The organism is Winslowiella iniecta (assembly GCF_001267535.1).
Classification (GTDB): Bacteria; Pseudomonadota; Gammaproteobacteria; order Enterobacterales; family Enterobacteriaceae; genus Erwinia; species Erwinia iniecta.
Genome location: NZ_JRXE01000025.1, coordinates 25,794 through 47,720 on the forward strand (window position 1 = coordinate 25,794; position 21,927 = coordinate 47,720).

The 21,927-nt window shown below is 51.2% G+C and carries 20 protein-coding genes and 1 pseudogene; 9 read left to right on the top strand and 12 right to left on the bottom strand.

Annotated elements, in window-relative coordinates; all coding sequences use genetic code 11:
- The first annotated feature begins 31 nt into the window (after positions 1 to 31).
- The 5 genes from rpmH (at position 32) to mnmE (ending at position 3,933) form a co-directional block, all read left to right on the top strand.
- Positions 32 to 172 (top strand): 50S ribosomal protein L34, encoded by a 141-nt coding sequence (rpmH, locus tag NG42_RS22135; RefSeq protein ID WP_003849659.1) that lies wholly within the window; start codon positions 32 to 34, stop codon positions 170 to 172.
- Between the two features lie 15 nt (positions 173 to 187).
- Positions 188 to 547, top strand: coding sequence for a ribonuclease P protein component (gene rnpA / locus NG42_RS16675; RefSeq protein WP_052901083.1), 360 nt, complete (start codon positions 188 to 190; stop codon positions 545 to 547).
- On the top strand, positions 511 to 768 hold the full coding sequence (gene yidD / locus NG42_RS22140) for a membrane protein insertion efficiency factor YidD (RefSeq protein ID WP_072133237.1): 258 nt from the start codon (positions 511 to 513) through the stop codon (positions 766 to 768). Before rnpA ends, yidD begins: the two co-directional genes overlap by 37 nt.
- 2 nt (positions 769 to 770) lie before the next feature.
- Positions 771 to 2,417 carry a membrane protein insertase YidC gene (gene yidC, locus NG42_RS16680; protein WP_052901086.1) on the top strand — a complete coding sequence of 549 codons (1,647 nt, stop codon included), beginning with the start codon at positions 771 to 773 and terminating at the stop codon, positions 2,415 to 2,417.
- 151 nt (positions 2,418 to 2,568) lie between these two features.
- Positions 2,569 to 3,933 (top strand): tRNA uridine-5-carboxymethylaminomethyl(34) synthesis GTPase MnmE, encoded by a 1,365-nt coding sequence (gene mnmE, locus NG42_RS16685; RefSeq protein WP_052901089.1) that lies wholly within the window; start codon positions 2,569 to 2,571, stop codon positions 3,931 to 3,933.
- A gap of 198 nt (positions 3,934 to 4,131) precedes the next feature.
- Here mnmE and NG42_RS16690 read toward each other — a convergent pair whose 3' ends face one another.
- Positions 4,132 to 4,881, bottom strand: a complete 750-nt coding sequence (locus NG42_RS16690; protein ID WP_052901092.1) for a hypothetical protein — start codon at positions 4,879 to 4,881, stop codon at positions 4,132 to 4,134.
- 201 nt (positions 4,882 to 5,082) lie between these two features.
- Positions 5,083 to 5,229, bottom strand: a pseudogene (locus NG42_RS23590) (RHS repeat-associated core domain-containing protein); the annotation flags it as partial.
- Positions 5,230 to 5,676: 447 nt separating this feature from the next.
- Here NG42_RS23590 and NG42_RS16695 point away from each other — a divergent pair.
- Positions 5,677 to 6,417, top strand: a complete 741-nt coding sequence (locus NG42_RS16695; RefSeq protein ID WP_052901095.1) for a 4'-phosphopantetheinyl transferase family protein — start codon at positions 5,677 to 5,679, stop codon at positions 6,415 to 6,417.
- Between the two features lie 61 nt (positions 6,418 to 6,478).
- Here NG42_RS16695 and NG42_RS16700 read toward each other — a convergent pair whose 3' ends face one another.
- Both NG42_RS16700 and NG42_RS22925 read right to left on the bottom strand, forming a co-directional pair.
- A complete protein-coding gene (locus NG42_RS16700; protein ID WP_052901098.1) occupies positions 6,479 to 7,792 on the bottom strand; it encodes an NCS2 family permease in 1,314 nt (437 codons plus the stop codon).
- The gene (locus NG42_RS22925; RefSeq protein ID WP_162231035.1) at positions 7,758 to 7,934 is read right to left on the bottom strand and encodes a hypothetical protein; all 177 of its coding nucleotides are present in this window, start codon (positions 7,932 to 7,934) and stop codon (positions 7,758 to 7,760) included. The genes NG42_RS16700 and NG42_RS22925 overlap by 35 nt, the downstream gene beginning before the upstream one ends.
- Positions 7,935 to 8,003: 69 nt before the next feature.
- Between NG42_RS22925 and yieH the strand changes: the two genes are divergently transcribed.
- Positions 8,004 to 8,666: a 6-phosphogluconate phosphatase gene (yieH, locus tag NG42_RS16705; RefSeq protein ID WP_052901100.1), complete on the top strand. Its 663-nt coding sequence runs from the start codon at positions 8,004 to 8,006 to the stop codon at positions 8,664 to 8,666.
- Positions 8,667 to 8,712: 46 nt separating this feature from the next.
- Here yieH and NG42_RS16710 read toward each other — a convergent pair whose 3' ends face one another.
- The 6 genes from NG42_RS16710 to pstS form a co-directional block, all read right to left on the bottom strand.
- Positions 8,713 to 10,749: a trypsin-like serine peptidase gene (locus NG42_RS16710; protein WP_156324271.1), complete on the bottom strand. Its 2,037-nt coding sequence runs from the start codon at positions 10,747 to 10,749 to the stop codon at positions 8,713 to 8,715.
- 472 nt (positions 10,750 to 11,221) lie between these two features.
- Complete coding sequence (phoU, locus tag NG42_RS16715) at positions 11,222 to 11,956, bottom strand: phosphate signaling complex protein PhoU (RefSeq protein ID WP_052901106.1); 735 nt, start codon at positions 11,954 to 11,956, stop codon at positions 11,222 to 11,224.
- A 16-nt stretch (positions 11,957 to 11,972) separates the two neighbouring features.
- On the bottom strand, positions 11,973 to 12,746 hold the full coding sequence (gene pstB, locus NG42_RS16720) for a phosphate ABC transporter ATP-binding protein PstB (RefSeq protein WP_052901108.1): 774 nt from the start codon (positions 12,744 to 12,746) through the stop codon (positions 11,973 to 11,975).
- Between the two features lie 44 nt (positions 12,747 to 12,790).
- On the bottom strand, positions 12,791 to 13,678 hold the full coding sequence (gene pstA, locus NG42_RS16725; protein WP_052901109.1) for a phosphate ABC transporter permease PstA: 888 nt from the start codon (positions 13,676 to 13,678) through the stop codon (positions 12,791 to 12,793).
- Entirely contained in the window at positions 13,675 to 14,637 is a 963-nt protein-coding gene (gene pstC / locus NG42_RS16730) for a phosphate ABC transporter permease PstC (RefSeq protein WP_052901112.1), read from the bottom strand. The genes pstA and pstC overlap by 4 nt, the downstream gene beginning before the upstream one ends.
- A gap of 90 nt (positions 14,638 to 14,727) precedes the next feature.
- Entirely contained in the window at positions 14,728 to 15,768 is a 1,041-nt protein-coding gene (pstS, locus tag NG42_RS16735) for a phosphate ABC transporter substrate-binding protein PstS (protein ID WP_052901115.1), read from the bottom strand.
- A 394-nt stretch (positions 15,769 to 16,162) separates the two neighbouring features.
- Between pstS and NG42_RS16740 the strand changes: the two genes are divergently transcribed.
- Both NG42_RS16740 and NG42_RS23780 read left to right on the top strand, forming a co-directional pair.
- A complete protein-coding gene (locus tag NG42_RS16740; RefSeq protein ID WP_162231036.1) occupies positions 16,163 to 17,812 on the top strand; it encodes a lytic polysaccharide monooxygenase in 1,650 nt (549 codons plus the stop codon).
- 447 nt (positions 17,813 to 18,259) lie between these two features.
- On the top strand, positions 18,260 to 18,391 hold the full coding sequence (locus NG42_RS23780; protein ID WP_277619653.1) for a carbohydrate-binding protein: 132 nt from the start codon (positions 18,260 to 18,262) through the stop codon (positions 18,389 to 18,391).
- Between the two features lie 72 nt (positions 18,392 to 18,463).
- On the opposite strand, the gene glmS is transcribed toward NG42_RS23780, so the two are convergent.
- Positions 18,464 to 20,293, bottom strand: coding sequence for a glutamine--fructose-6-phosphate transaminase (isomerizing) (glmS, locus tag NG42_RS16745; RefSeq protein ID WP_052901121.1), 1,830 nt, complete (start codon positions 20,291 to 20,293; stop codon positions 18,464 to 18,466).
- Between the two features lie 185 nt (positions 20,294 to 20,478).
- Positions 20,479 to 21,849, bottom strand: coding sequence for a bifunctional UDP-N-acetylglucosamine diphosphorylase/glucosamine-1-phosphate N-acetyltransferase GlmU (gene glmU / locus NG42_RS16750; protein WP_052901124.1), 1,371 nt, complete (start codon positions 21,847 to 21,849; stop codon positions 20,479 to 20,481).
- Between the last annotated feature and the right edge of the window lie 78 nt (positions 21,850 to 21,927).

A 21,927-nucleotide genomic window follows, 5' to 3' on the forward strand; every position in this document is an offset into this window, starting at 1 on the left:
AAATTTTTTTCAAGTTTAGGTAGAAATCGCCATGAAACGCACTTTTCAACCGTCCGTACTGAAGCGCAACCGTTCTCACGGCTTCCGTGCTCGTATGGCAACTAAAAATGGTCGTCAGGTCCTGGCACGTCGTCGTGCTAAAGGCCGTTCTCGTCTGACCGTTTCTAAGTAATAAAGCTAACCCTGAGTGGTTAAGCTCGCATTTCCCAGGGAGTTACGTTTGTTAACTCCCACTCATTTCACTTTCGTCTTCCAGCAGCCACAACGGGCTGGCATGCCGCAAATTACTATTCTCGGCCGCCTTAATCAGCTGGGGCATCCCCGCATCGGTCTTACCGTCGCTAAAAAAAATGTTAAGCGTGCGCATGAGCGTAACCGGATCAAGCGATTGACCCGCGAAAGCTTTCGCCTGCGACAACACGAACTCCCCGCAATGGATTTTGTGGTAGTGGCGAAGAAAGGGGTGGCTGAACTGGATAATCGTGCGCTGGCGGAAGCGTTGGAGAAATTATGGCGTCGTCACTGTCGCCTGGCTCGCGGCTCCTGATTGCGCTGATTCGCGTCTATCAACGCGTCATCAGTCCGCTGTTAGGACCCCACTGTCGCTTTCATCCTACCTGTTCTCAATACGGTATTGAGGCATTGCGCAGGTTTGGAATGATAAAAGGCAGTTGGTTGACGATGAAACGCGTATTAAAATGCCACCCTTTGAACCCGGGTGGCGACGATCCGGTGCCGCCAAAAACCGACGATAACAGAGAACATTAACGATGGATTCGCAACGCAATCTTTTTCTCATCGCTTTTCTGTTCGTGTCTTTTATGATCTGGCAAGCCTGGCAGACGGACAACGCTCCGCAGCCACAGCAAACCCAGACCACACAGAACACGACCAGCGCTGCCGGTGATGCCGCCAATCAGGGCGTTCCTGCCAGCGGTCAGGGCAAGACGATCACCGTTAAGACCGATGTCCTGTCTTTAAATATCAACACTCGCGGTGGTGATATCGAGCAGGCTCAGCTGCTGACTTACCCGGACAAACTGGGTTCTTCACAGCCTTTCCAGCTGCTGGAAACCACACCGTCTTTCCTGTACCAGGCGCAAAGCGGCCTGACAGGTCGTAACGGCCCGGATAACCCAGCCAATGGTGCACGTCCGCTGTTTACCTCCGAGCAGGATCACTTCGAGCTGGCCGAAGGTCAGAGCGAGTTGCGTATCCCGATGACTTACACTGCGGAAAACGGCGCGGTATACACCAAAACCTTCGTTCTGAAGCGCGGTGAATATGCGATTAGCGTCGATTATCAGGTGAACAACGCCACGCAGCAGCCGCTGGAAGTCGCCATGTTTGGTCAGTTGAAGCAGACTATCGACTTACCTAAACATCGTGATACCGGTAGCAACAACTTTGCATTACATACTTTCCGCGGTGCGGCTTACTCCACCAGCGAAGAGAAGTATGAAAAATACAAATTTGATACCATTGCCGATAACGAAAACCTGAGCACCTCAACCCCTAACGGTTGGGTCGCGATGCTGCAGCAATACTTTGCTACCGCATGGGTTCCACGTACCGCCGGTAACAACACGCTGTATACCACTAATCTGGGTAACGGTGTGGCAGCAGTGGGCTACAAATCAACGCCAGTCACCATCGCGCCAGGTTCACAGCAGAACCTTGCAGCAACCCTGTGGGTTGGCCCGGAAATTCAGGACAAGATGGCGGCAGTTGCTCCTCATCTCGATCTGACCGTGGATTACGGCTGGTTATGGTTTATCTCTCAGCCGCTGTTTAAACTGCTGAAGTTTATCCAGAGCTTTGTTGGTAACTGGGGCGTCTCAATTATCATCATTACCTTTATCGTGCGCGGCATCATGTACCCGCTGACCAAAGCGCAGTACACCTCGATGGCGAAAATGCGCATGCTGCAACCAAAAACGCAGGCGATGCGTGAGCGTTTAGGTGATGACAAGCAGCGCATGAGTCAGGAAATGATGGCGCTGTATAAAGCTGAGAAGGTTAACCCACTGGGTGGCTGCTTCCCGCTGATCATCCAGATGCCAATCTTCCTGGCGCTGTATTATATGCTGATGGGCTCGGTGGAACTGCGTCATGCGCCGTTCGCGCTGTGGATTCATGACCTTTCAGCACAAGATCCGTACTACATCCTGCCGATCCTGATGGGCGTGACGATGTTCTTCATTCAGAAGATGTCACCGACCACGGTGACCGATCCGATGCAGCAGAAGATCATGACCTTTATGCCGGTCATCTTCACCGTGTTCTTCTTGTGGTTCCCGTCAGGTCTGGTGCTGTACTACATCGTCAGCAACCTGGTCACCATTCTCCAGCAGCAGCTGATTTATCGCGGCCTGGAAAAACGTGGCCTGCATAGCCGCGACAAGAAGAAAGCGTAATTCGGTACGAATGACTGCAAGACTCGTAAGGGCGGCGTTTTCGCCGCCCTTGCTATATGCGGCACCGTTTCCGTGCTAAAAATCAGCACAATGGTTATCATAAGGCGGTCAATTGACCGCCTTATTTTTTGCATCAAACAGAGAGTTAAACATGAGCCATAGCGATACGATCGTAGCCCAGGCAACACCTCCGGGACGCGGCGGCGTCGGTATCCTGCGCGTTTCTGGCGCGAAAGCGGCCGAGGTCGCGCAACAGCTGCTGGGCAAACTGCCTAAACCCCGCTACGCCGACTATCTGCCGTTTCGCGACGCCGAAGGTCACGCGCTCGATCAGGGCATCGCGCTGTGGTTCCCTGGCCCAAACTCCTTTACTGGCGAAGACGTGCTGGAGCTGCAAGGCCACGGCGGCCCGGTCATCCTTGATCTGCTGCTGAAGCGCATTGTGGCACTGCCCGGCGTACGTATTGCCCAGCCCGGTGAGTTTTCTGAACGCGCCTTCCTGAATGATAAACTCGATTTAGCCCAGGCCGAAGCCATTGCCGACCTGATCGACGCCAGCTCAGAACAGGCCGCACGCTCGGCACTGAACTCGTTGCAGGGGGCTTTTTCCGCGCGCGTTAACCATTTAGTGGAAGCACTTACTCACCTGCGAATCTATGTCGAAGCGGCTATCGACTTCCCGGATGAAGAGATCGACTTCCTGTCGGACGGCAAAATCGAAGCGCAGCTACATACGGTGATTGCCGACCTCGATGCGGTACGTGCCGAAGCGCGTCAGGGCAGCCTGCTGCGTGAAGGGATGAAAGTGGTGATTGCCGGACGCCCTAACGCAGGAAAATCGAGTCTTCTCAATGCATTAGCTGGTCGTGAAGCGGCAATTGTTACTGACATCGCTGGTACCACGCGCGATGTATTACGCGAACATATCCATATCGACGGCATGCCACTGCATATTATTGATACGGCTGGTCTGCGTGAAGCCAGTGATGAAGTTGAACGTATCGGCATCGAGCGGGCGTGGAAAGAGATTGAACAGGCCGATCGCGTGCTATTTATGGTTGATGGCACCACCACCGATGCAACGGAACCGGCGCAAATCTGGCCAGATTTTATCGCCCGACTGCCTGCCAGCCTGCCGATGACTGTGGTGCGTAATAAAGCCGACGTCACCGAAGAGGCGCTGGGTATCACCGAAGTGAACAACCACTCACTTATTCGACTTTCGGCGCGCACCGGTGAGGGCATAGACCTGCTACGCGACCATCTGAAACAGAGCATGGGCTTTGCCGGCAATATGGAAGGCGGTTTCCTCGCGCGTCGTCGCCATTTGCAGGCGCTGGAGCTGGCCGCACAGCACTTACAACAGGGTAAACATCAGCTGTTAGGCGCCTGGGCCGGAGAACTGCTGGCAGAGGAGCTGCGTCTGGCGCAGCAGGCGTTAAGTGAAATCACCGGCGAATTTACCTCTGATGATCTGCTGGGGCGCATTTTCTCCAGCTTCTGTATTGGTAAATAACCTGACATAAGCCCAGGTTAGTTAGCGTCCACCAACCCGCATTAACAGACTGTTAATGCGGGTTTTTTATAGCCATACTTACGACCTTTTGCCGGACGACCGGCGCTGAAAGAACTGAAGATGGAATTCGGCGATTCCGGTTATGTGGCACTGTACCGTTACGAGGAATTTGCGTCCACAACCCTTCTTTTCATCGGGTTAGCGGAACTGGCTCCAAAACGCATCCCGGAATAAATTATCGGCATGGTCAGCATTTATCCATAAATCTGATGTGTTCAAACCCCGTGCGCCAAAGATTTTTTCTATGGGAATATCTTTATCATAAGCATCTATACCATAGGTAAGCATCAATTCATCAGACAGAGGATTGATGCCCGCTCTGTATAATTGCGAGGGCGTTGTAAAGGGGCTCACTCCCAAAGCAATCTCTCTCACTCGTGAAAGATACAGAGGGTTAATATCTTCAACTTCTGTTAATTCCGCTGAATTGAGTGAGACCACGGAGATTCTTCCTAAATTTCTTTCCGGCAAAACGACCGAAAGATCCTGTAAGTGACTTTCAACTTCCCGCAGCAGGGTTGTGGATGTGGCACGAAGCCTGTCTAACTCTCTGCCAGATAAATAATTCAGCACTAGCCTGAAATCGTCAGGGTGTTTTTGCGCAAATGATTGAAGTGTTTGAGCGACGGTTTTTTCTGTATGACTGACATTAACATGGGTAATAGCGCTTACCGTTGAAGCTCTGCCGCCATCTTCTCCTTCCATCGTCAGCCCGCCAAACGGCCGGTTACTGCTACCTTTTAGCAAACCTGACAGTGATTTTGCCCCCACCGCTGTCCGGGAAAGCGCTGCCGAACTTAGCCCGCTGAGTATCCCTGTTGCCAGCGCGGCCCACCCCAGTGCCGCTGCCGTTTTCGGGTCTGACTTTTCTAAAAACTGTTGTGCCATGGCCAGGCACGTGGACGCTATCCCGGATAACACGGAGAGTGCTGAAAGTGATAAAGCCAGAGATGAGCCCGCCGATAGTGGCGTAAATAACACCCCAAGGACGATGCCCGCAGAAATTCCCAGCCAGCCAGGGATACTGTGATGTCCACTCGGATCAGACCGGTTTATCGGGTCGCCTGCACAGTACGCATAAGGATTTATTCCGCCAGCACCGAAAGGAGTCAGGCTGTCCGGACAATGAAAGCACCTCAGTACCGGATTATATCCCCGGTAGCCGTTACCCAAATGTGTCGTCCCGCTAATCGGATCCCGCCGTTCACCGTTAAACCCCACTCTATTTTGCTTCATAACCGTTACCCTATTAACAGGAATATCCAGAAGCTTATTTCTATCCCAAAAAGTTATCAGAAAGAAAAATAAAGTTTAATCACTGCAATATCATTTAGTTCAATCTATTAAATCTGTCGTTAACTGAGATTATTTATAGAAAAAGAGGGCTTTTTGAAATATCTCCCCGACATTTTGCCAAGGATAAAAGGGATGATTTTTAATCAGGACAGAAACTGACTTAAACACGTCTTTTTACTCAGAATCCGTATCCAAATGCTTTCGCTGGCAGCAGCGCCTGCTTCAGGCTGCACGAGACGCTGTTGTCTCCGATAAAAACGCCGTTCCGCCCGTGCGCCCTGACATTAATCCTAAATTCAGTAACCAGACAGAAAGAGCCGTGAAATTACTTCAGAAAATTCTTACAATGGGGTGGATGATTATCCGACCATTTTCACGGAGCGACAGATGGCAAGTCATTTTGTACGCTGGACGCTCGTCCAGAACCCGGCACGTTTACAGCGTTTGCCCCAGAAATTAATAGAAGATTCCTGGAATCATAACGAAAAACGTCGCATGCGTTTTCTTGCTGCTCGCGTGCTGCTGGCCGAACTGATGCTACGTGTTTATGGCATACAACAACTCCCGGCATTGATCACCATGAGCAGTGGCCGCCCCTGTTTTGCCGATCCCGATTTGCCCGATTTCAGCATCGCCTATGCCGGCAATCAGATCGGCGTGTTACTGGCAGAAGAAGGTGGCCGCGCCGGGCTTGATATGGAAATCGTCCGCGCGCACAGCCGCCAGACCGTGGAAAGCCAGCTTAAGCGCCTTTCGTCAGGTGAAAAGGCGTGGATTAATGCCCAACATGATCCTGTTGAGGCGGCAACTCAGCTCTGGACCTTGCGCCAGAGCGTGCTGAAACTGACCGGTGAAGGACAGCGCGATATCGACTCCTTGCGTCTTCATCCCGCCTCCGGTCGTCTGCGTTCAGCCGCCTTCCCCGATATTCAGGCGATTTGCGATGTTGATCCGCTGCTGGTGTGGTCGTGCGCGCTGTCGCCGGGCACCAATCGTCTGCGCCTGTGGGAGTTTGATGAGACTAACAGCTGGCAAGCTCTGCGCGATATCGAAGTGAATAAATCCAATATCGGGCCGCGGGCGCTGCGCCTGACCAGCATGCCGCAAGAGCGACAGCTGCAGCATTAAAAAAAACGGCCGCAGAATCACTCTGCAGCCGCCAGTCAGTTAACCGTTATCGCCGGACGATTTAGTGCCCGTCGATAAACACAATCTTCAGTACAAACAGCAGCGCCACGACGATGACACATGGGCTGATTTCACGCCAGCGCCCGGTACCCGCCTTCATTACGCAGTAAGAAATAAAGCCCAGCGCGATACCTTCGGTAATTGAGAAGCTGAATGGCATCATTGCGGCAGTAACAAATGCCGGTACCGCTTCGGTCAGATCGTCCCATTTAACGCGAGCCAGGCTGGAAGTCATCAGCACACCCACGTAAATCAGCGCACCGGCAGCGGCATAGGCTGGCACCATCGCCGCCAGTGGCGACAGGAAAATCACCAGCAGGAACAACAGACCGGTAACCACGGCTACCAGCCCGGTACGGCCACCGATGGAAACCCCAGAAGAGCTTTCAATGTAGGCGGTAACGGAAGAAGTACCGATAAATGAACCGGCTACTGAGCTGACGCTGTCGACATAGAGTGCCTGTTTCATGCGTGGGAACTTGCCATTTTCATCGGCTAAACCGGCTTTATCGGTTACGCCAATCAGCGTGCCGGAAGAGTCAAACAGGTTCACCAGCATAAAAGAGAAGATAATCCCGGCCATGCCGATATTCAGCGAACCCGCCAGGTCAACCTGACCAATAACCGATGTCACCGACGGTGGCGCAGAGAAGAAGCCGGTATACTGCACATCTCCTAGCGCCATACCGATCAACGTGGTCACCACAATCGATACCAGCACCGCCACGTGAATGTTACGCGAGGCGAGAATGGCGATAATAAAGAAGCCCAGCGCACCCAGCAGCACGCTGTGTGAAGTCAGATCACCCACCGCCACCAGCGTATCTTTATTGGGCACCACGATACCGGCGTTTTTCAGTCCGATCATCGCAATCAACAGACCAATACCGCTGCTGATACCCACACGCAGGCACATCGGGATATTGGCAATCATCCAGTAGCGCACGCGGAAAATGGTCAGCAGCAGCAGACCAACCGCGCCCCAGAAAATAGCACCCATACCGGTCTGCCATGAAACGCCCATCGCGCCCACAACCACAAAGGCAAAGAAGGCATTCAGCCCCATCGCCGGTGCCAGCGCCACCGGTAAGTTAGCCACCAGCCCCATCAGAATACTGCCGAACGCGGCAATCAGACAGGTGGTGACAAACACCGCTTGCGTATCCATGCCAGCGACACCGAGGATCTGCGGGTTCACAAAAACGATATACACCATGGTCAGAAAGGTGGTGAAACCCGCGATCACTTCGGTACGTACCGTTGTGCCATGCTCTTGCAGTTTAAACAGGCGCTGCAATATACCTTGTTTGCTCATTATCAGATTCCGAACGAATGGAAAGATTGTCGACGGCTATCCTATACCAAAACGCCGCTTTTTGATGCGGATTACGGTGATTTTTCGCAACCGATTGCGCTCTTTTTACCGGTTTATCGCTGCCGTTAACCGTAATTGACATTTGCAGGTCGCATTCCTGACACAGTTAGTTAAAGTGGAGTGACATCTTCAGACATTAAGGACAGGCGCGATGAGTATTGAATGTGTGTTTTTTGATTGCGACGGTACGCTGGTCGACAGTGAGCTGATCTGCACCCAATCTTACGTAAATACCTTTGCGCAGTATGGCGTGACGTTATCTTTGCAGGAGATGTTCGAAAAATACAAAGGCGTGAAGCTGTATGACATTATCGACGATGTCTGTGCTCAGCATCAGCTGGATGCTCCGGTCGATGAACTGGAAGCCGCCTATCGTCAGGAAGTCGCCAGACTGTTTGATGCCGAACTGAAGCCGATTGCGGGTGCGCAACAGTTACTTGAAAAGATAAAAGTCCCGATGTGTGTGGTCTCTAACGGCACGGTGAAGAAAATGCAGCATTCACTTGGCCTGACCGGGATGCTGTCGCATTTTGATGACCGGTTGTACAGCGGCTACGATATTGCGCGCTGGAAACCCGATCCTGATCTGATGTTCCACGCCGCAGAAAAGATGCAGGTGCCGATCGAGAATTGCATTCTGGTTGATGATTCTGAAGCCGGTGCGAAGGCCGGGATTGCCGCGGGGATTCCGGTGTTTTACTACTGTGCCGACGCCCATAATCAGCCGCTCGATCATCCGCTGGTCACGGCGTTTGATGATCTGACACAGCTACCAGCGTTATGGCAGGCGCGTGGCTGGTCGATTACTGCTTAAGTAAAAAAGGGCGGCAATCACGCCGCCCTTAACACTATCTTTCAGATTAAATGTTGATATCAATGTTCACTAACATCGCCTGTTCAACACCATCACCTTTCTCTATCAGTGGCAGCATACCGGTATAACGGCCAGCCGGCAGACCAGGGTTATTACCGTACCAGAAACGCAGATCCAGATATGCGGAAGCTGGGGTCGAACCACAGCCAGCCACAGAGTTCATGATTCCACTGCCTGATGTGCAGCCGAATTTGCGCAATGCACTTAAATTCACCAGCTTCACTTCACCCTTCGCATTTTTCAGCGGCACCTGAATTGTCGTTGATTCACCGCTGGTAGCAGTGGTGGTGGCCAGTGGTCCCTGGCCCGGATGGACAGCAACAAAACCAAAATTACTCTTGTGAGTCACCCGCGGTGTTTCGAGGTGTTGACCGGTCATATTCACCGTAGTGACCTGAGTACCTGGGGTAAATGGCGAAGTAAACGGATCATAGTTGGTGAAGTTATATGGCATCACCAGGTTGCTCACCAGCTGATTATTTTGACGATCTGTCACGCGCAACGTCATCCAGCCGCTATACGCCGGAGACGTAAGCAGAGCGTTATCCTGAGGCAATACATTCATCTCAAGTTGACGTGTACCGGCAGTGCCGCAGGTTTGTGAGGCATTTAAATCCGTGAGGCCGCATGGGGTGCGCAGCTGCATACGAACATTCACCGATTCAATGCTGCCGCCTGTTGCGCGCAGTCTCGCCTCAAACAGCGAGTAGCTGCCAAAGTGCTTCAGACGATTGTTGTACAGCGCGGCAAGCTTCACATCCGCATTCGACCGCATAACCACTGGCTCAGCAGGAACACTGAGCGTCTGACTGCGATTAGCTACACTCAATTTCCCTTCGCCCACAACCGCGAAACTCGGATTGTTTGTCCATGGCATGGTCGATTTAATCTGATTGTAAACATACGCGGCGCTTGGACCAGAGTTTCCTTGCGCAACGCTGTGGATCGCCGCTACCGTATTGTCGACCTGTGCCATAACCGGTGCGCCTGATACTGAACCTGAACTATCGCAATTGAAATGTGCAACGCTATCGCTACCACCGCTTACAATTTTACAAGCATCCCCATCATCATGGCGGTCGGCTATCTTTTTCAACCCTGCCCAGACTGGATGTTGCGGAATATACACTGGTGTACCCACCGGCAATTTCTCCGCCGCAGGATTCAGTGCCAGGTTACCGAATATTGACTGGATTCCTGCTTCCATCCATGCCAGCGAATCGACCTGATAAACCGCGTAGTCATTTGCACCGCCGCCTCCAGACGCGATGACTTTTTCAGTACGAATCCCCAGATAATCTGACCGCTTATCTGAGTTACAGCTATCACTCTGGAAGTTATACTCCAGCAAATGAGATTTATTCCCGACACCACCGGCAACTTGATTACTCGTCATCACCATATAATTGCCAACCAGATTGAAACCTGAGCCGTAACTCGCGCCCTGCTCATGAACGTATATTCTCATCATAGCCAGGCTGCCTTTGTATAAACCAGGCTTGGTGTTTTCATAGCAAATGGCATCAACCATCTGATTGTCACCAATAATCGCTCTTTCATTATTATTGGCCAGTGAATAACTGAAATCAGAAATAATTACACGATCGTTATGCACCTGGCGGCTGTTGCGATCCGGATAAATCAGTTGTACCAGCGCGCTATCACCCTGGATGGTCATGGAGTCAAAACTTTCACCACTGCCGTCATAAAGCGCCGCGTGGTTGATGATTTCCGTCTGTTTGCCGTCCGCTGACGAGATACGCAGATAAGCACCAGGTTGCAGGCTAACCTCACTGAAATGAATATTCAGTCTGCTGGCTCCGGCTTTGGTCACTGTCACCGAAGAGCTACCATCCACCCCTAGTTGCTCTGCAAGGTTAACGTCCAGTTTCTCCGTAACTAAAACGTCTTTCTCTACCTGGCTCGACACATCAGTATTTGCACTCTTATCGGCAGCGTGCACTGCCGGCAGCGCACTGGCAATAACCAGTGCCAGCAAACTTTTTTTAATAATCTTTTTCACATTCATTTCCTGGTTTAAATTTTATAAAAGTATTAAGAAGTGTAACCGGGGCCAGTGTAGGTATCTGACTTATTTCCGTCAATTAGTTCACCTGACGCAGAACCGCCGGTGAAATATTTACACAATCTCAATTTAAGATTATAAAAGGCCTACTCATCTCCCGTGGAGATAATAAAATAAACATGAAAATCATGGCATTAGTAAAAATTAAACTCACATACATAAATCAGCTCAGCCGTGAGATGTTATTCAGAAACAACAACCCCGACAGGTAATTAAGGTTAATTTACTTAACTGATATTAAATTTACATTAGATCAGGCGCTATCTAATACCACCAAAGAATAATCTTATAAATAAAGTAATCATTCCGTGCTAGTGATAAAGATATTTTAGCCTGAGAATATTTAAATTTTGCAGGAATTAAGGAATGAAGGGATAAAGCAGAGGCCGGAAGTCCGGCCTCGAAGGGATTATGCGGGATTACTGCCACCGTCTTCACCAGCCAGCAGCTGGTCAAGCTGATCGCCGCCAACATGGCGGAAATCCTGACCTTTGACGAAATAGAAGATAATTTCGCAAATATTCTGGCAGCGGTCGCCAATACGCTCAATCGCGCGGGCGCAGAATAACGCTGTCAGTACGCTGGGAATGGTACGGGGATCTTCCATCATATAAGTCATTAGCTGACGAACGATGCCTTCGTACTCCTGATCGACCTTCTTGTCTTCACGATAGATCTGGATGGCTGCATTCAGATCCATCCGCGCGAAGGCATCCAGTACGTCATGCAGCATTTGCACGGTATGATGGCCCAGCGACTCCAGGCTCACCAACAGCGGCATATGCTGCTGACCGAATTTCTCCAGCGCGGTGCGGCTGATTTTTTCCGCAACGTCACCAATACGCTCCAGTTCAGAGATAGTCTTGATAATCGCCATCACCAGGCGTAAATCTATCGCGGTTGGCTGACGTTTGGCGATGATGCGCACGCAGGCTTCATCAATCTCCACTTCCATCATATTGACCTTGTGATCGCCCTCAATCACTTGTTTTGCCAGCTCGCCATCCTGATTGTGCATCGCGGTAATCGCATCGGTGAGCTGTTTCTCAACCATGCCACCCATGATCATCACCTGAGTGCGAATATGCTCCAGCTCGGCATTGAACTGGCCGGAGATATGTTTGTTCAGATTTAAGTTATCCATGTTGTCTCCAGTCAAATCAGCCGTAACGCCCGGTAATATAGTCTTCCGTCTGCTTCTGGCGCGGCTTAGTAAACAGCGTATCGGTATCGCTGAATTCAATCAGTTCGCCGAGGTACATAAACGCGGTGTGATCGGAACAGCGTGCTGCCTGCTGCATATTGTGCGTCACAATCACCACGGTGTAATCCTGCTTCAGTTCAGTAATCAGCTCTTCAATACGCCCGGTTGAAATCGGGTCGAGTGCCGAGCAAGGCTCATCAAGCAACAGCACTTCCGGGCGGATGGCGATGCCACGCGCAATACATAAACGCTGTTGCTGACCACCGGAGAGGCTGTAGCCACTCTGATGCAGCTTGTCTTTGGTTTCATTCCACAATGCCGCTTTGGTCAATGCCCATTGTACGCGTTCATCCATATCGGCACGCGACAGTTTTTCAAACAGACGTACACCGAAAGCGATATTGTCATAAATCGACATGGGAAACGGCGTCGGCTTCTGAAAGACCATGCCGACACGGGCGCGCAGCAGGGCAATATCCTGGTTAGCGGTCAGAATATTTTCGCCATCCAACAGGATTTCACCTTCTGCACGCTGCTCGGGATACAGCGAGTACATTTTATTAAAGGTGCGCAGCAGGGTGGATTTACCGCAGCCCGATGGGCCGATAAATGCCGTCACCTGGTTTTTAGCGATATCCAGGTTGATGTTTTTCAGGGCATGGAATTTCCCGTAGTAGAAATTCAGATCGCGAACCTGCATTTTCCCGGGAGCGTTATTGACCATACTCATTCTCTTTCTCTCTTATTCAGCACCGCCGTAGCCGCGCTGTTCAATTAATGTTTGCTCTTAGCAAAGATGACACGTGCCAGAATGTTCAGTAACAGCACACACAGCGTAATAATCAGCACACCTGCCCAGGCCAGGCTTTGCCATTCGGCAAACGGGCTCATGGCGAACTTAAAGATGGTGACCGGCAGGTTGGCAATCGGCTGCATCATGTCGGTGCTCCAGAACTGGTTCGACAATGAGGTAAACAGCAGCGGCGCGGTTTCACCGGCAATACGCGCAATCGCCAACAGCACACCGGTGATAATGCCGGAGACGGACGCTTTCAGCGTTATCGCGGAAATCATTTTCCACTTCGGCGTGCCAAGGGCGTAGGCCGCTTCACGCAGGCTGTCTGGCACCAGCTTCAGCATATTTTCGGTGGTACGGATAACAATCGGCACCTGCAACAGCGCCAGTGCAATCACCCCGGCCCAGCCGGAGAAGTGCTGCATCTGCGCCACCACGATGGTGTAAACAAACAGGCCAACCACAATCGACGGGGCAGAAAGCAGGATATCGTTAATAAAACGAATCACTTCGGCCAGCCAGGATTTACGCCCATACTCGGCCAGATAAATACCGGCCATAATTCCTAACGGCGTACCGAATATTGTTGCCCACAGAATTAACAGGCCACTGCCAGCGAAGGCGTTGGCCAGCCCGCCCCCTGCGGTATTAGGCGGTGGCGTCATTTCGGTAAACAGCGCCAGCGACATGCCATCGATGCCGCGGGTTACAGTGGAAAACAGAATCCACACCAGCCAGAACAGCCCGAAAGCCATAGTCAGCAGGGATAAGGTCAGCGCAATGCGGTTTTTCATCCGCCGCCATGACTGCATCTTGCGACGAGAGGCATCCAGCTCGGCGCGCGCCTGCATTTCAATAGTGGTCATGAGCGCGCTCCTTCACTTTTCGCCAGACGCATAACCATCAGTTTCGAGCAGGCCAGCACGATAAAGGTGATCACAAACAGAATCAGACCCAGTTCCATCAGCGCTGCGGTATGCAGGCCGGACTCGGCTTCAGCGAATTCATTCGCCAGTGCCGAGGTAATACTGTTACCCGGCATAAACAGCGAAACGCTGTCGAGCTGATAGGTATTGCCGATAATAAAGGTCACCGCCATGGTTTCACCCAGCGCGCGTCCGAGACCGAGCATCACGCCGCCAATCACGCCGTTTTTAGTGAACGGCAGCACGATGCGCCAGATCACTTCCCAGGTGGTGCAGCCAATGCCGTAAGCAGACTCTTTCATCATCACCGGCGTCTGCTCAAAAACATCGCGCATGACCGAGGCAATATACGGAATAATCATGATGGCAAGGATCACACCGGCGGCAAGAATACCGATCCCAAAGGCCGGGCCTTCAAACAGCGCACCGACAATAGGCACACCTGAGAGCACATTGCCTACCGGCGTCTGGAAATATTCGGCAAACAGCGGGGCAAAGATAAACAGGCCCCACATGCCGTAAACGATGCTGGGGATCGCCGCCAGCAGTTCTATCGCCACGCCGAGCGGACGACGCAGCCAGCCTGGCGCCAGTTCGGTCAGGAACAGTGCGATACCAAAGCTGACCGGTACGGCAATCAACAAGGCAATAAATGAGGTGACCAGCGTGCCGTAAATTGGTACCAGCGCACCGAAATTCTCGTTTGGCGCATCCCACTCTTTGGTCCACAGGAAGGCGAAACCGAATTTTTCAATGCTAGGCCAGGAGGCGATGATCAGTGAGACAATAATGCCGCCCAGTAGCAATAGCACAATCAGCGCAGCCAGTTTTACCAGCGCACTGAAGAGGATATCGCCCTGTTTGCCGGGGGCTTTGAATGTCGGCTTGGTAGCAGCCATAGAATTCTCGACGTTTGAAATTACAGGGGCGACAACACTGCCGCCCGAAGTAAGGGGCTGAATATCGTTATCCGCCCCCGGTAAACCTTGTTAGTACAGCGCTTTACCCGAGCTGTCTTTGATATTGGTCTTCCATGCTGCACGAATCTTATCGGTAACTTCTGTTGGCAAGGTCGCGTAATCCAGCGCATTCGCTTCTTTCGCGCCGTCTTTATATGCCCAGTCAAAGAACTTCAGCACTTCAGCCGCCTGCTCAGGTTTGGCCTGAGATTTATGCAGCAGAATGAACGTGGTGGAGGTAATTGGCCATGACTCATCACCTTTCTGGTTAGTCAGATCCTGAGCGAAGGTTTTGCTCCAGTCTGCGCCTTTCGCCGCATTGCTGAAGCTGGTTTCGGTTGGGCTGACTGGCTTACCGTCGGCGCTAATCAGCCTGGTATAAGTCAGGTTGTTCTGCTTGGCGTAAGCGTACTCAACATAACCAATTGAGCCAGGCAGACGCTGTACAAAGGCGGCGATGCCGTCGTTACCTTTACCACCCAGACCCGTTGGCCAGTTTACGGTTGAACCCGCACCAATTTTCGATTTCCACTCTTCGTTAACTTTCGCCAGATAGCTGGTGAACACGAATGAGGTACCGGAACCATCAGCACGGCGAACCACCGCGATATTGGTATCAGGCAGTTTTACACCCGGGTTCAGCTTAACGATAGCGGCATCGTTCCACTTTTTGATTTTACCGAGGTAAATATCACCGAGAGTCACGCCATCCAGCACCAGCTCACCCGATTTCAGGCCCGGAATATTGACTGCCATTACCACACCGCCAATCACCGTCGGGAACTGGAACAGGCCATCTGCATTCAGTTTTTCGTCAGACAGTGGCGCATCAGAAGCACCGAAATCAACGGTTTTCGCAATAATCTGTTTTACACCACCCGATGAACCAATACCCTGGTAGTTGATTTTATTACCAGTCTGTTTCTGATAGGTATCAGCCCACTTGGCATACACCGGCGCCGGGAAGGTCGCGCCCGCGCCAGTCAGGCTTGCTGCTGCCATCGCAGAAGCTGCACTCAAAGAAACGGTTGCTGCGACGATTCGAGCTAAGGTGCTATGCATCAGTGTCATATTCCCTCCGGGGGAGTAAAAAGTCAGGCTCAGTGCCGTTTTAATAAGATTATGTATTGCTGCAGGAGGGAAAATAGGACAGTTTGGTGACACTAAAATGTACTAATTGTGACAGTTTTATTACAGCACGCAGGCTGTACAGAGCGAAGTTTCTGCTGAAGACCAATTGCCCCGCCAGCTAAATTAATCATACTCCAATCACATTTATCCGATAACAATCAATAATTCTGTAAATGCGCGAGATGTTTCTTATTGCTATATAGTTAATTTAAATAACTGGATTGCCATTTTATTTTATATTTTCCCCGAGCAATCAGGATATTTCTTATTCCTTAAAAAACTTACTAAAATAAGAATGCCTCTGATTTTAACTATCATGGATGAAATTAATATTATGTCGATAAAAAATAAAATAGCCCTCGTTCTGGTTGCTGGCGCAGGGCTTGCCACCACTTCACTGGCATTCGGTCATGGTGCAATGATCGATCCGCCTGCTCGCCAGGTATCATGTATACAACAAGGGCCACTGACCGGTATCTGTAAAGAGGCCAGCAATAAGAGTAATGATGGTGGTCAGTCAATTTATACCTGGCAGGAGTTGACCGGGTTTGTTGGCGGCGATCACAGTGCGGCTGAAGCCAGAAAAGCCATTCCCGGCCATTTGCTGTGCAGCGGTATCACTAAAGGCTCCGGCTTTAATATGGCCAGCGACAAATGGAAAACGGCAGTGCTTAAGCCAGATGCCAACGGTAAGGTAAACATGCGCTATGGTTATACACAGACACATGTTAAATCGTTTACTGAAATTTATATTAATAAAAAGAGCGTCGACCCAACGAAAAAAGTTATTGGCTGGGATGATGTAGAACTGCTCGGTATCTTTACCGCTGCCGAAAACACCTCGCCGACCTCAGGTATGAAACCGTCTTATACCCGATATGAGGATTTCAATGTCGAAATTCCGGCCGATCGTACTGGCCGGGCAGTCATTTTTAGTCGCTGGCAACGAGTGGACCAGGGTAATGAAGGCTTCTACGGCTGTAGCGATGTGGTGATTACCTCACGCGGCAGCGATATCATCCCTCCGACGCCAGAGCCGGACCCGATTGAAGATCCCGCGCCGGTTGAATGGTATGAATACGCTAAATTCACCACCAATCAGGCTCCGGCAATCGGTGATACTGTTATCTTCCGTTTAATGGGCGGAACCCGAGGTGACGATCTGGTTAAAATCAGCAAGCCGATTACCGCCAGCAATGTTGCAGGCAACTGGATTAGCGAACTGGCAACGCAAATCAACCGCGACCACTCCAATCTGGTGCTGATCGGCCAGAAAAGCGCCTCCGGCAGCATTGCTTTCAATCCGCAGCAACCGCGAAATAACGCTATTTTCCTGAACGAGACCGGCCGCTCGGCAGTGCTGTCGGTAGAGGGGCCTGCTAACGCACCGATCGCGATTGTCCCTGCAAACTTTGAAGTGAAGAGTACCAGCGATGCTTCCGCAGCCTACACCCTTGATGGTTCCCAAAGCAGTAATGCTCTTTCTTACCGCTGGAAGGTGGTGAGTGGTCAGGGCACGTTCTGGTTGCAGGAGCAACAAGGGGGTATATGGGTGTCCTCTTCCAAAAAACCGGTGGTGCGCGCCCTGATTCCGGCAAATACCACCGGCACAGCGGTATATGAACTGACGGTAACCGGGAAAAACGGCGCAACCCATTCAAATCGCGTGACCGTAACCGTTAAAGACAATAACGACGGCGGTTCTGATGAGTACCCACAGTGGCAGCAAGGTAAGACTTATGTCTCGGGCGATAAAGTTATCCTGAATGGCGTCAGGTATGTTGCGGGTTACTGGAATCAGTCTCAACCTGGCAGCAGTGATGCCTGGAAACTGGCTGATCCAGCACAGGTTGTTGAGTGGAATACATCAATGACTTATATCAGCGGCAATAACGTCAGTTATAAAGGAAAAAACTATAGCGCGAAACAGTGGACTGTCGGCAATCAACCGGATCAGTATCCCAATATTTGGGCGGTTAAGTAAGTCGTAGCAAAAAAATGCCGGTCAGTGGCCGGCATTTTTCTATAAATGAGTTCCTCGACGGTAACTGATTTCACTGCGGTCATTATAAAAGCCATCCTCTTGTTAGCAGGAATTTACATTTATTATATAACCCTTCAATTTAGTAATTAAATAAAAATTACATCACCCCTGAGAGCAGTTAAATCTGCAATCTCCAAGGATTATTTTGGTTTATTTTAATAATGACTCAATAAATAATAACGATACATTTTATACTTTATGGTTTTTTTATATTATGCCTAAAAAAAGAAATTATAAGCCATTTTTTTGGCGGCGCCGGAATGTCAGTAACCTCACTGGCTTTTAGTCATGGTGCGCTAATCGACTCTCCTGCTCGTCAGGTCGTATACGTACTGGAAGGAACGCAGAATAGCGGCATTTTTTCTGAAGCCTATATGAAAAGCGGTAATGGTACATTATCAGGCGGATCAGGTGGTGATGTTCGAAGGTAAAAAAGATCGTTGCCTCCAGTCGCACCCGTCAGTGGTTCACTGGAGCCCAAAAGATGTCCAGGCGCTGTGGCAACAGCCTGACCAATAATGAATGACTGATTATTGCCCGTTGATTAAAAACGCCGGCCATTGGCCGGCGTTTTTTTGTCTGAAAATTCAGTTACTCAACGGTAACCGATTTCGCCAGGTTACGCGGCTGATCGACGTCAGTGCCTTTAATCAGCGCGACATGATAAGACAACAGCTGCAACGGCACGGTGTAGAAGATCGGAGCAATCACATCTTCAACGTGTGGCAGAGAGATAATCTTCATCCCTTCGCTGTCGCTGAAGCCGGCATCCTGATCGGCAAACACGTAGAGTAAACCACCACGCGCGCGCACTTCTTCAATGTTCGATTTCAGTTTTTCCAGCAGCTCGTTATTAGGTGCCACCACAATGACCGGCATATCCGCATCGATCAATGCCAGCGGACCGTGCTTCAGTTCACCCGCCGCATAAGCTTCAGCATGAATATAGGAGATCTCTTTCAGCTTCAGCGCGCCTTCCATCGCGATCGGATACTGATCGCCACGGCCAAGGAACAGAGCATGATGTTTATCAGAGAAACCTTCAGCCAGCGATTCAATCAGCTTATCCTGAGACAGCATCTGCTCAATACGGCTTGGCAATGCCTGCAAACCATGCACGATATCGTGTTCAATCTGCGCATCAACCCCTTTCAGGCGACCTAACTTCGCCACCAGCATCAGTAACACGGTCAGCTGAGTGGTAAAGGCTTTGGTCGATGCCACGCCAATTTCGGTGCCAGCTTTGGTCATCAGCGCCAGGTCAGACTCTCGCACCAGCGAAGAGCCCACGACGTTACAGATGGCCAGCGAGCCGAGATAACCCAGCTCTTTTGACAGACGCAGTGCCGCCAGCGTATCGGCGGTTTCACCCGATTGCGACAGGGTAATCAGCAGGCTGTTTTTGCGTACCGCTGATTTGCGATAGCGGAACTCAGAGGCAATTTCCACATCGCACGGCACGTTGGCCAGCGCTTCAAACCAGTAACGTGACACCATACCGGAGTTATACGAGGTCCCACAGGCCACGATCTGGATATGCTCAACCTGGCTTAACAGCGTATTGGCATTGTCACCCAGTTCAGAGAGATCAACTTCCCCATGGCTGAAACGACCGGCTAAGGTGTTTTTGATCGCCACTGGCTGTTCATAAATCTCTTTCTGCATATAGTGACGGTAGATGCCTTTATCACCGGCGTCATACTGCACTTTGGATTCAATTTCCTGACGCTGGACGGTTTCACCGTGACGATCGACAATGGTCACATCACGGCGCGTCACTTCAGCAATATCGCCCTCTTCGAGGTAAATAAAGCGACGAGTAACCGGCAACAGTGCCAGCTGGTCAGAAGCGATAAAGTTCTCACCGACGCCACGGCCAATCACCAGCGGGCTTCCGGAGCGCGCAGCAATCACCACCGACGGATCGCGGCTGTCCATAATGACCATGCCGTAAGCACCGCGCAGCTGTGGGATGACACGCAGCACCACATCACGCAGTGTGCCGCCCTGTTTCTGCTCCCAGTGCACCAGATGCGCCACCACTTCGGTGTCAGTTTCTGAAGCAAAGCGATAGCCACGCTCAATCAGCAAGGCGCGCAGCGGCTCATGGTTCTCAATGATGCCGTTGTGAACAATGATGATATGTTCTGAAATATGCGGGTGCGCATTGGCTTCGGAAGGTTCACCGTGCGTTGCCCAGCGGGTATGCGCGATACCGGTCCCGCCCACCAGCTGAGTTTCCTCTGCGGCCTCGGCCAGCTTTTGTACTTTACCCAGGCGACGCAAACGCGTTACATGGCCATGCTGATCGACGACCGCCAGACCCGCAGAGTCATATCCACGGTATTCCAGGCGACGCAGACCTTCGATAAGGATTTCTGCAATATCACGTTGCGCTACAGCGCCAACAATTCCACACATAGTTAATTTCCTGACTGGATGGCGTTTCTGCGCCATCTGCGTTGTCTTGTGACCTGATTTTTCCGACGATTTACGTGCCTGCGCATCGAACCTGCGGATTCCCCGAGCCTTGTAGAGTGGGGAGTATTATGTTTTTTGTACTGCGGTGTGACGGGCGGTAATAACACCGCCTGATTAATATGGCGTTATTTCTTCTTCACCGGACGCTGCCAGCCCGCTTTATGATTCTGCTCTTTACGGTTATAGACCAGTTCAGCCGCCGTAACATCTTTCATTACCGTGGTACCCGCCGCGATTGTTGCGCCACTGGCCACCGTGACCGGTGCCACCAGCTGGGTATCGGAGCCGACAAAGACATTATCGCCAATCACGGTTTTAAACTTATTCGCGCCGTCGTAGTTGCAGGTAATAGTACCGGCTCCAATATTCACGCCGGCACCGATCTCTGCATCGCCGAGATAGCTAAGATGGCCCGCTTTTGAACCTTTACCCAGTCGCGCTTTTTTCATCTCGACGAAATTGCCGACGTGCGCGCCTTCTGCCAGTTCGCTGCCCGGACGCAAACGCGCAAATGGCCCGATGGTACAGGCGACAGCCAGTTCAGCATCTTCCACGACACTGTAAGGACTGATTTCGCAATCATCGCCAATCACGCTGTTTTTAATGATGCAGCCAGCGCCAATTTTGACGCGATGACCCAGCTGTACCTGACCTTCAATGATCACATTGGTATCAATGATCACATCACGACCGTGTTGCAGATTACCGCGCAAATCAAAGCGCGCCGGATCCCGCAACATCACGCCTGCCAGCAGCAACTTTTCTGCCTGCTCGGCCTGATATGCTCGTTCAAGCGCAGAGAGTTGCAGGCGGTTATTCACGCCTTCGGTTTCGCTGATACGCGCCGGATGCACCGCTTCAATCTTGCGGCCTTCCTGGTGGGCGAGGGCGATAATATCGGTGATATAGTACTCACCCTGCGCATTGTTGTTGGTGAGCTTGCCCAGCCAGCGTTTCATATCGCCACCGTTGGCAATCAGGATACCGGTGTTGATTTCGTTAATCGCCAGTTGCTCAGCATTAGCATCTTTCTGCTCGACAATCCCTACCACATCACCATCAGTACGCATAATGCGACCATAGCCGGTTGGATTATCCAGTTTTACCGTCAGTAACCCAATGCCGCCCTGCGGTTTGGCACTGCGTAAACGCTCCAGCGTCTCTACCGAGATCAGCGGTACATCGCCGTACAGCATCAGAATATCTTCGTTATCGGCAAAGTGCGGAGCTGCCTGCTGCATCGCATGGCCGGTACCCAGCTGTTCGGCCTGAAGTACCCAGGTCAGTGAATCATCTGACAGCGTGGATTTAAGCAGATCGCCACCATGGCCATAAACCAGGTTTACGTTGCGTGCGCCAAGATGCTTTGCCGCATCAATGACGTGTTGAACCATCGGTTTCCCTGCCAGAGTATGCAGGACTTTAGGAAGGTCTGAATACATGCGGGTTCCCTTGCCGGCAGCAAGAATAACCACGCTCATCGCGCTGTTTGACATACACATCCTGAGCATTCTTTTGATAAACGAAAGTAAAGCGGTTTAGGGGGTAGATTACTACATTTTTCTCGCAACGAA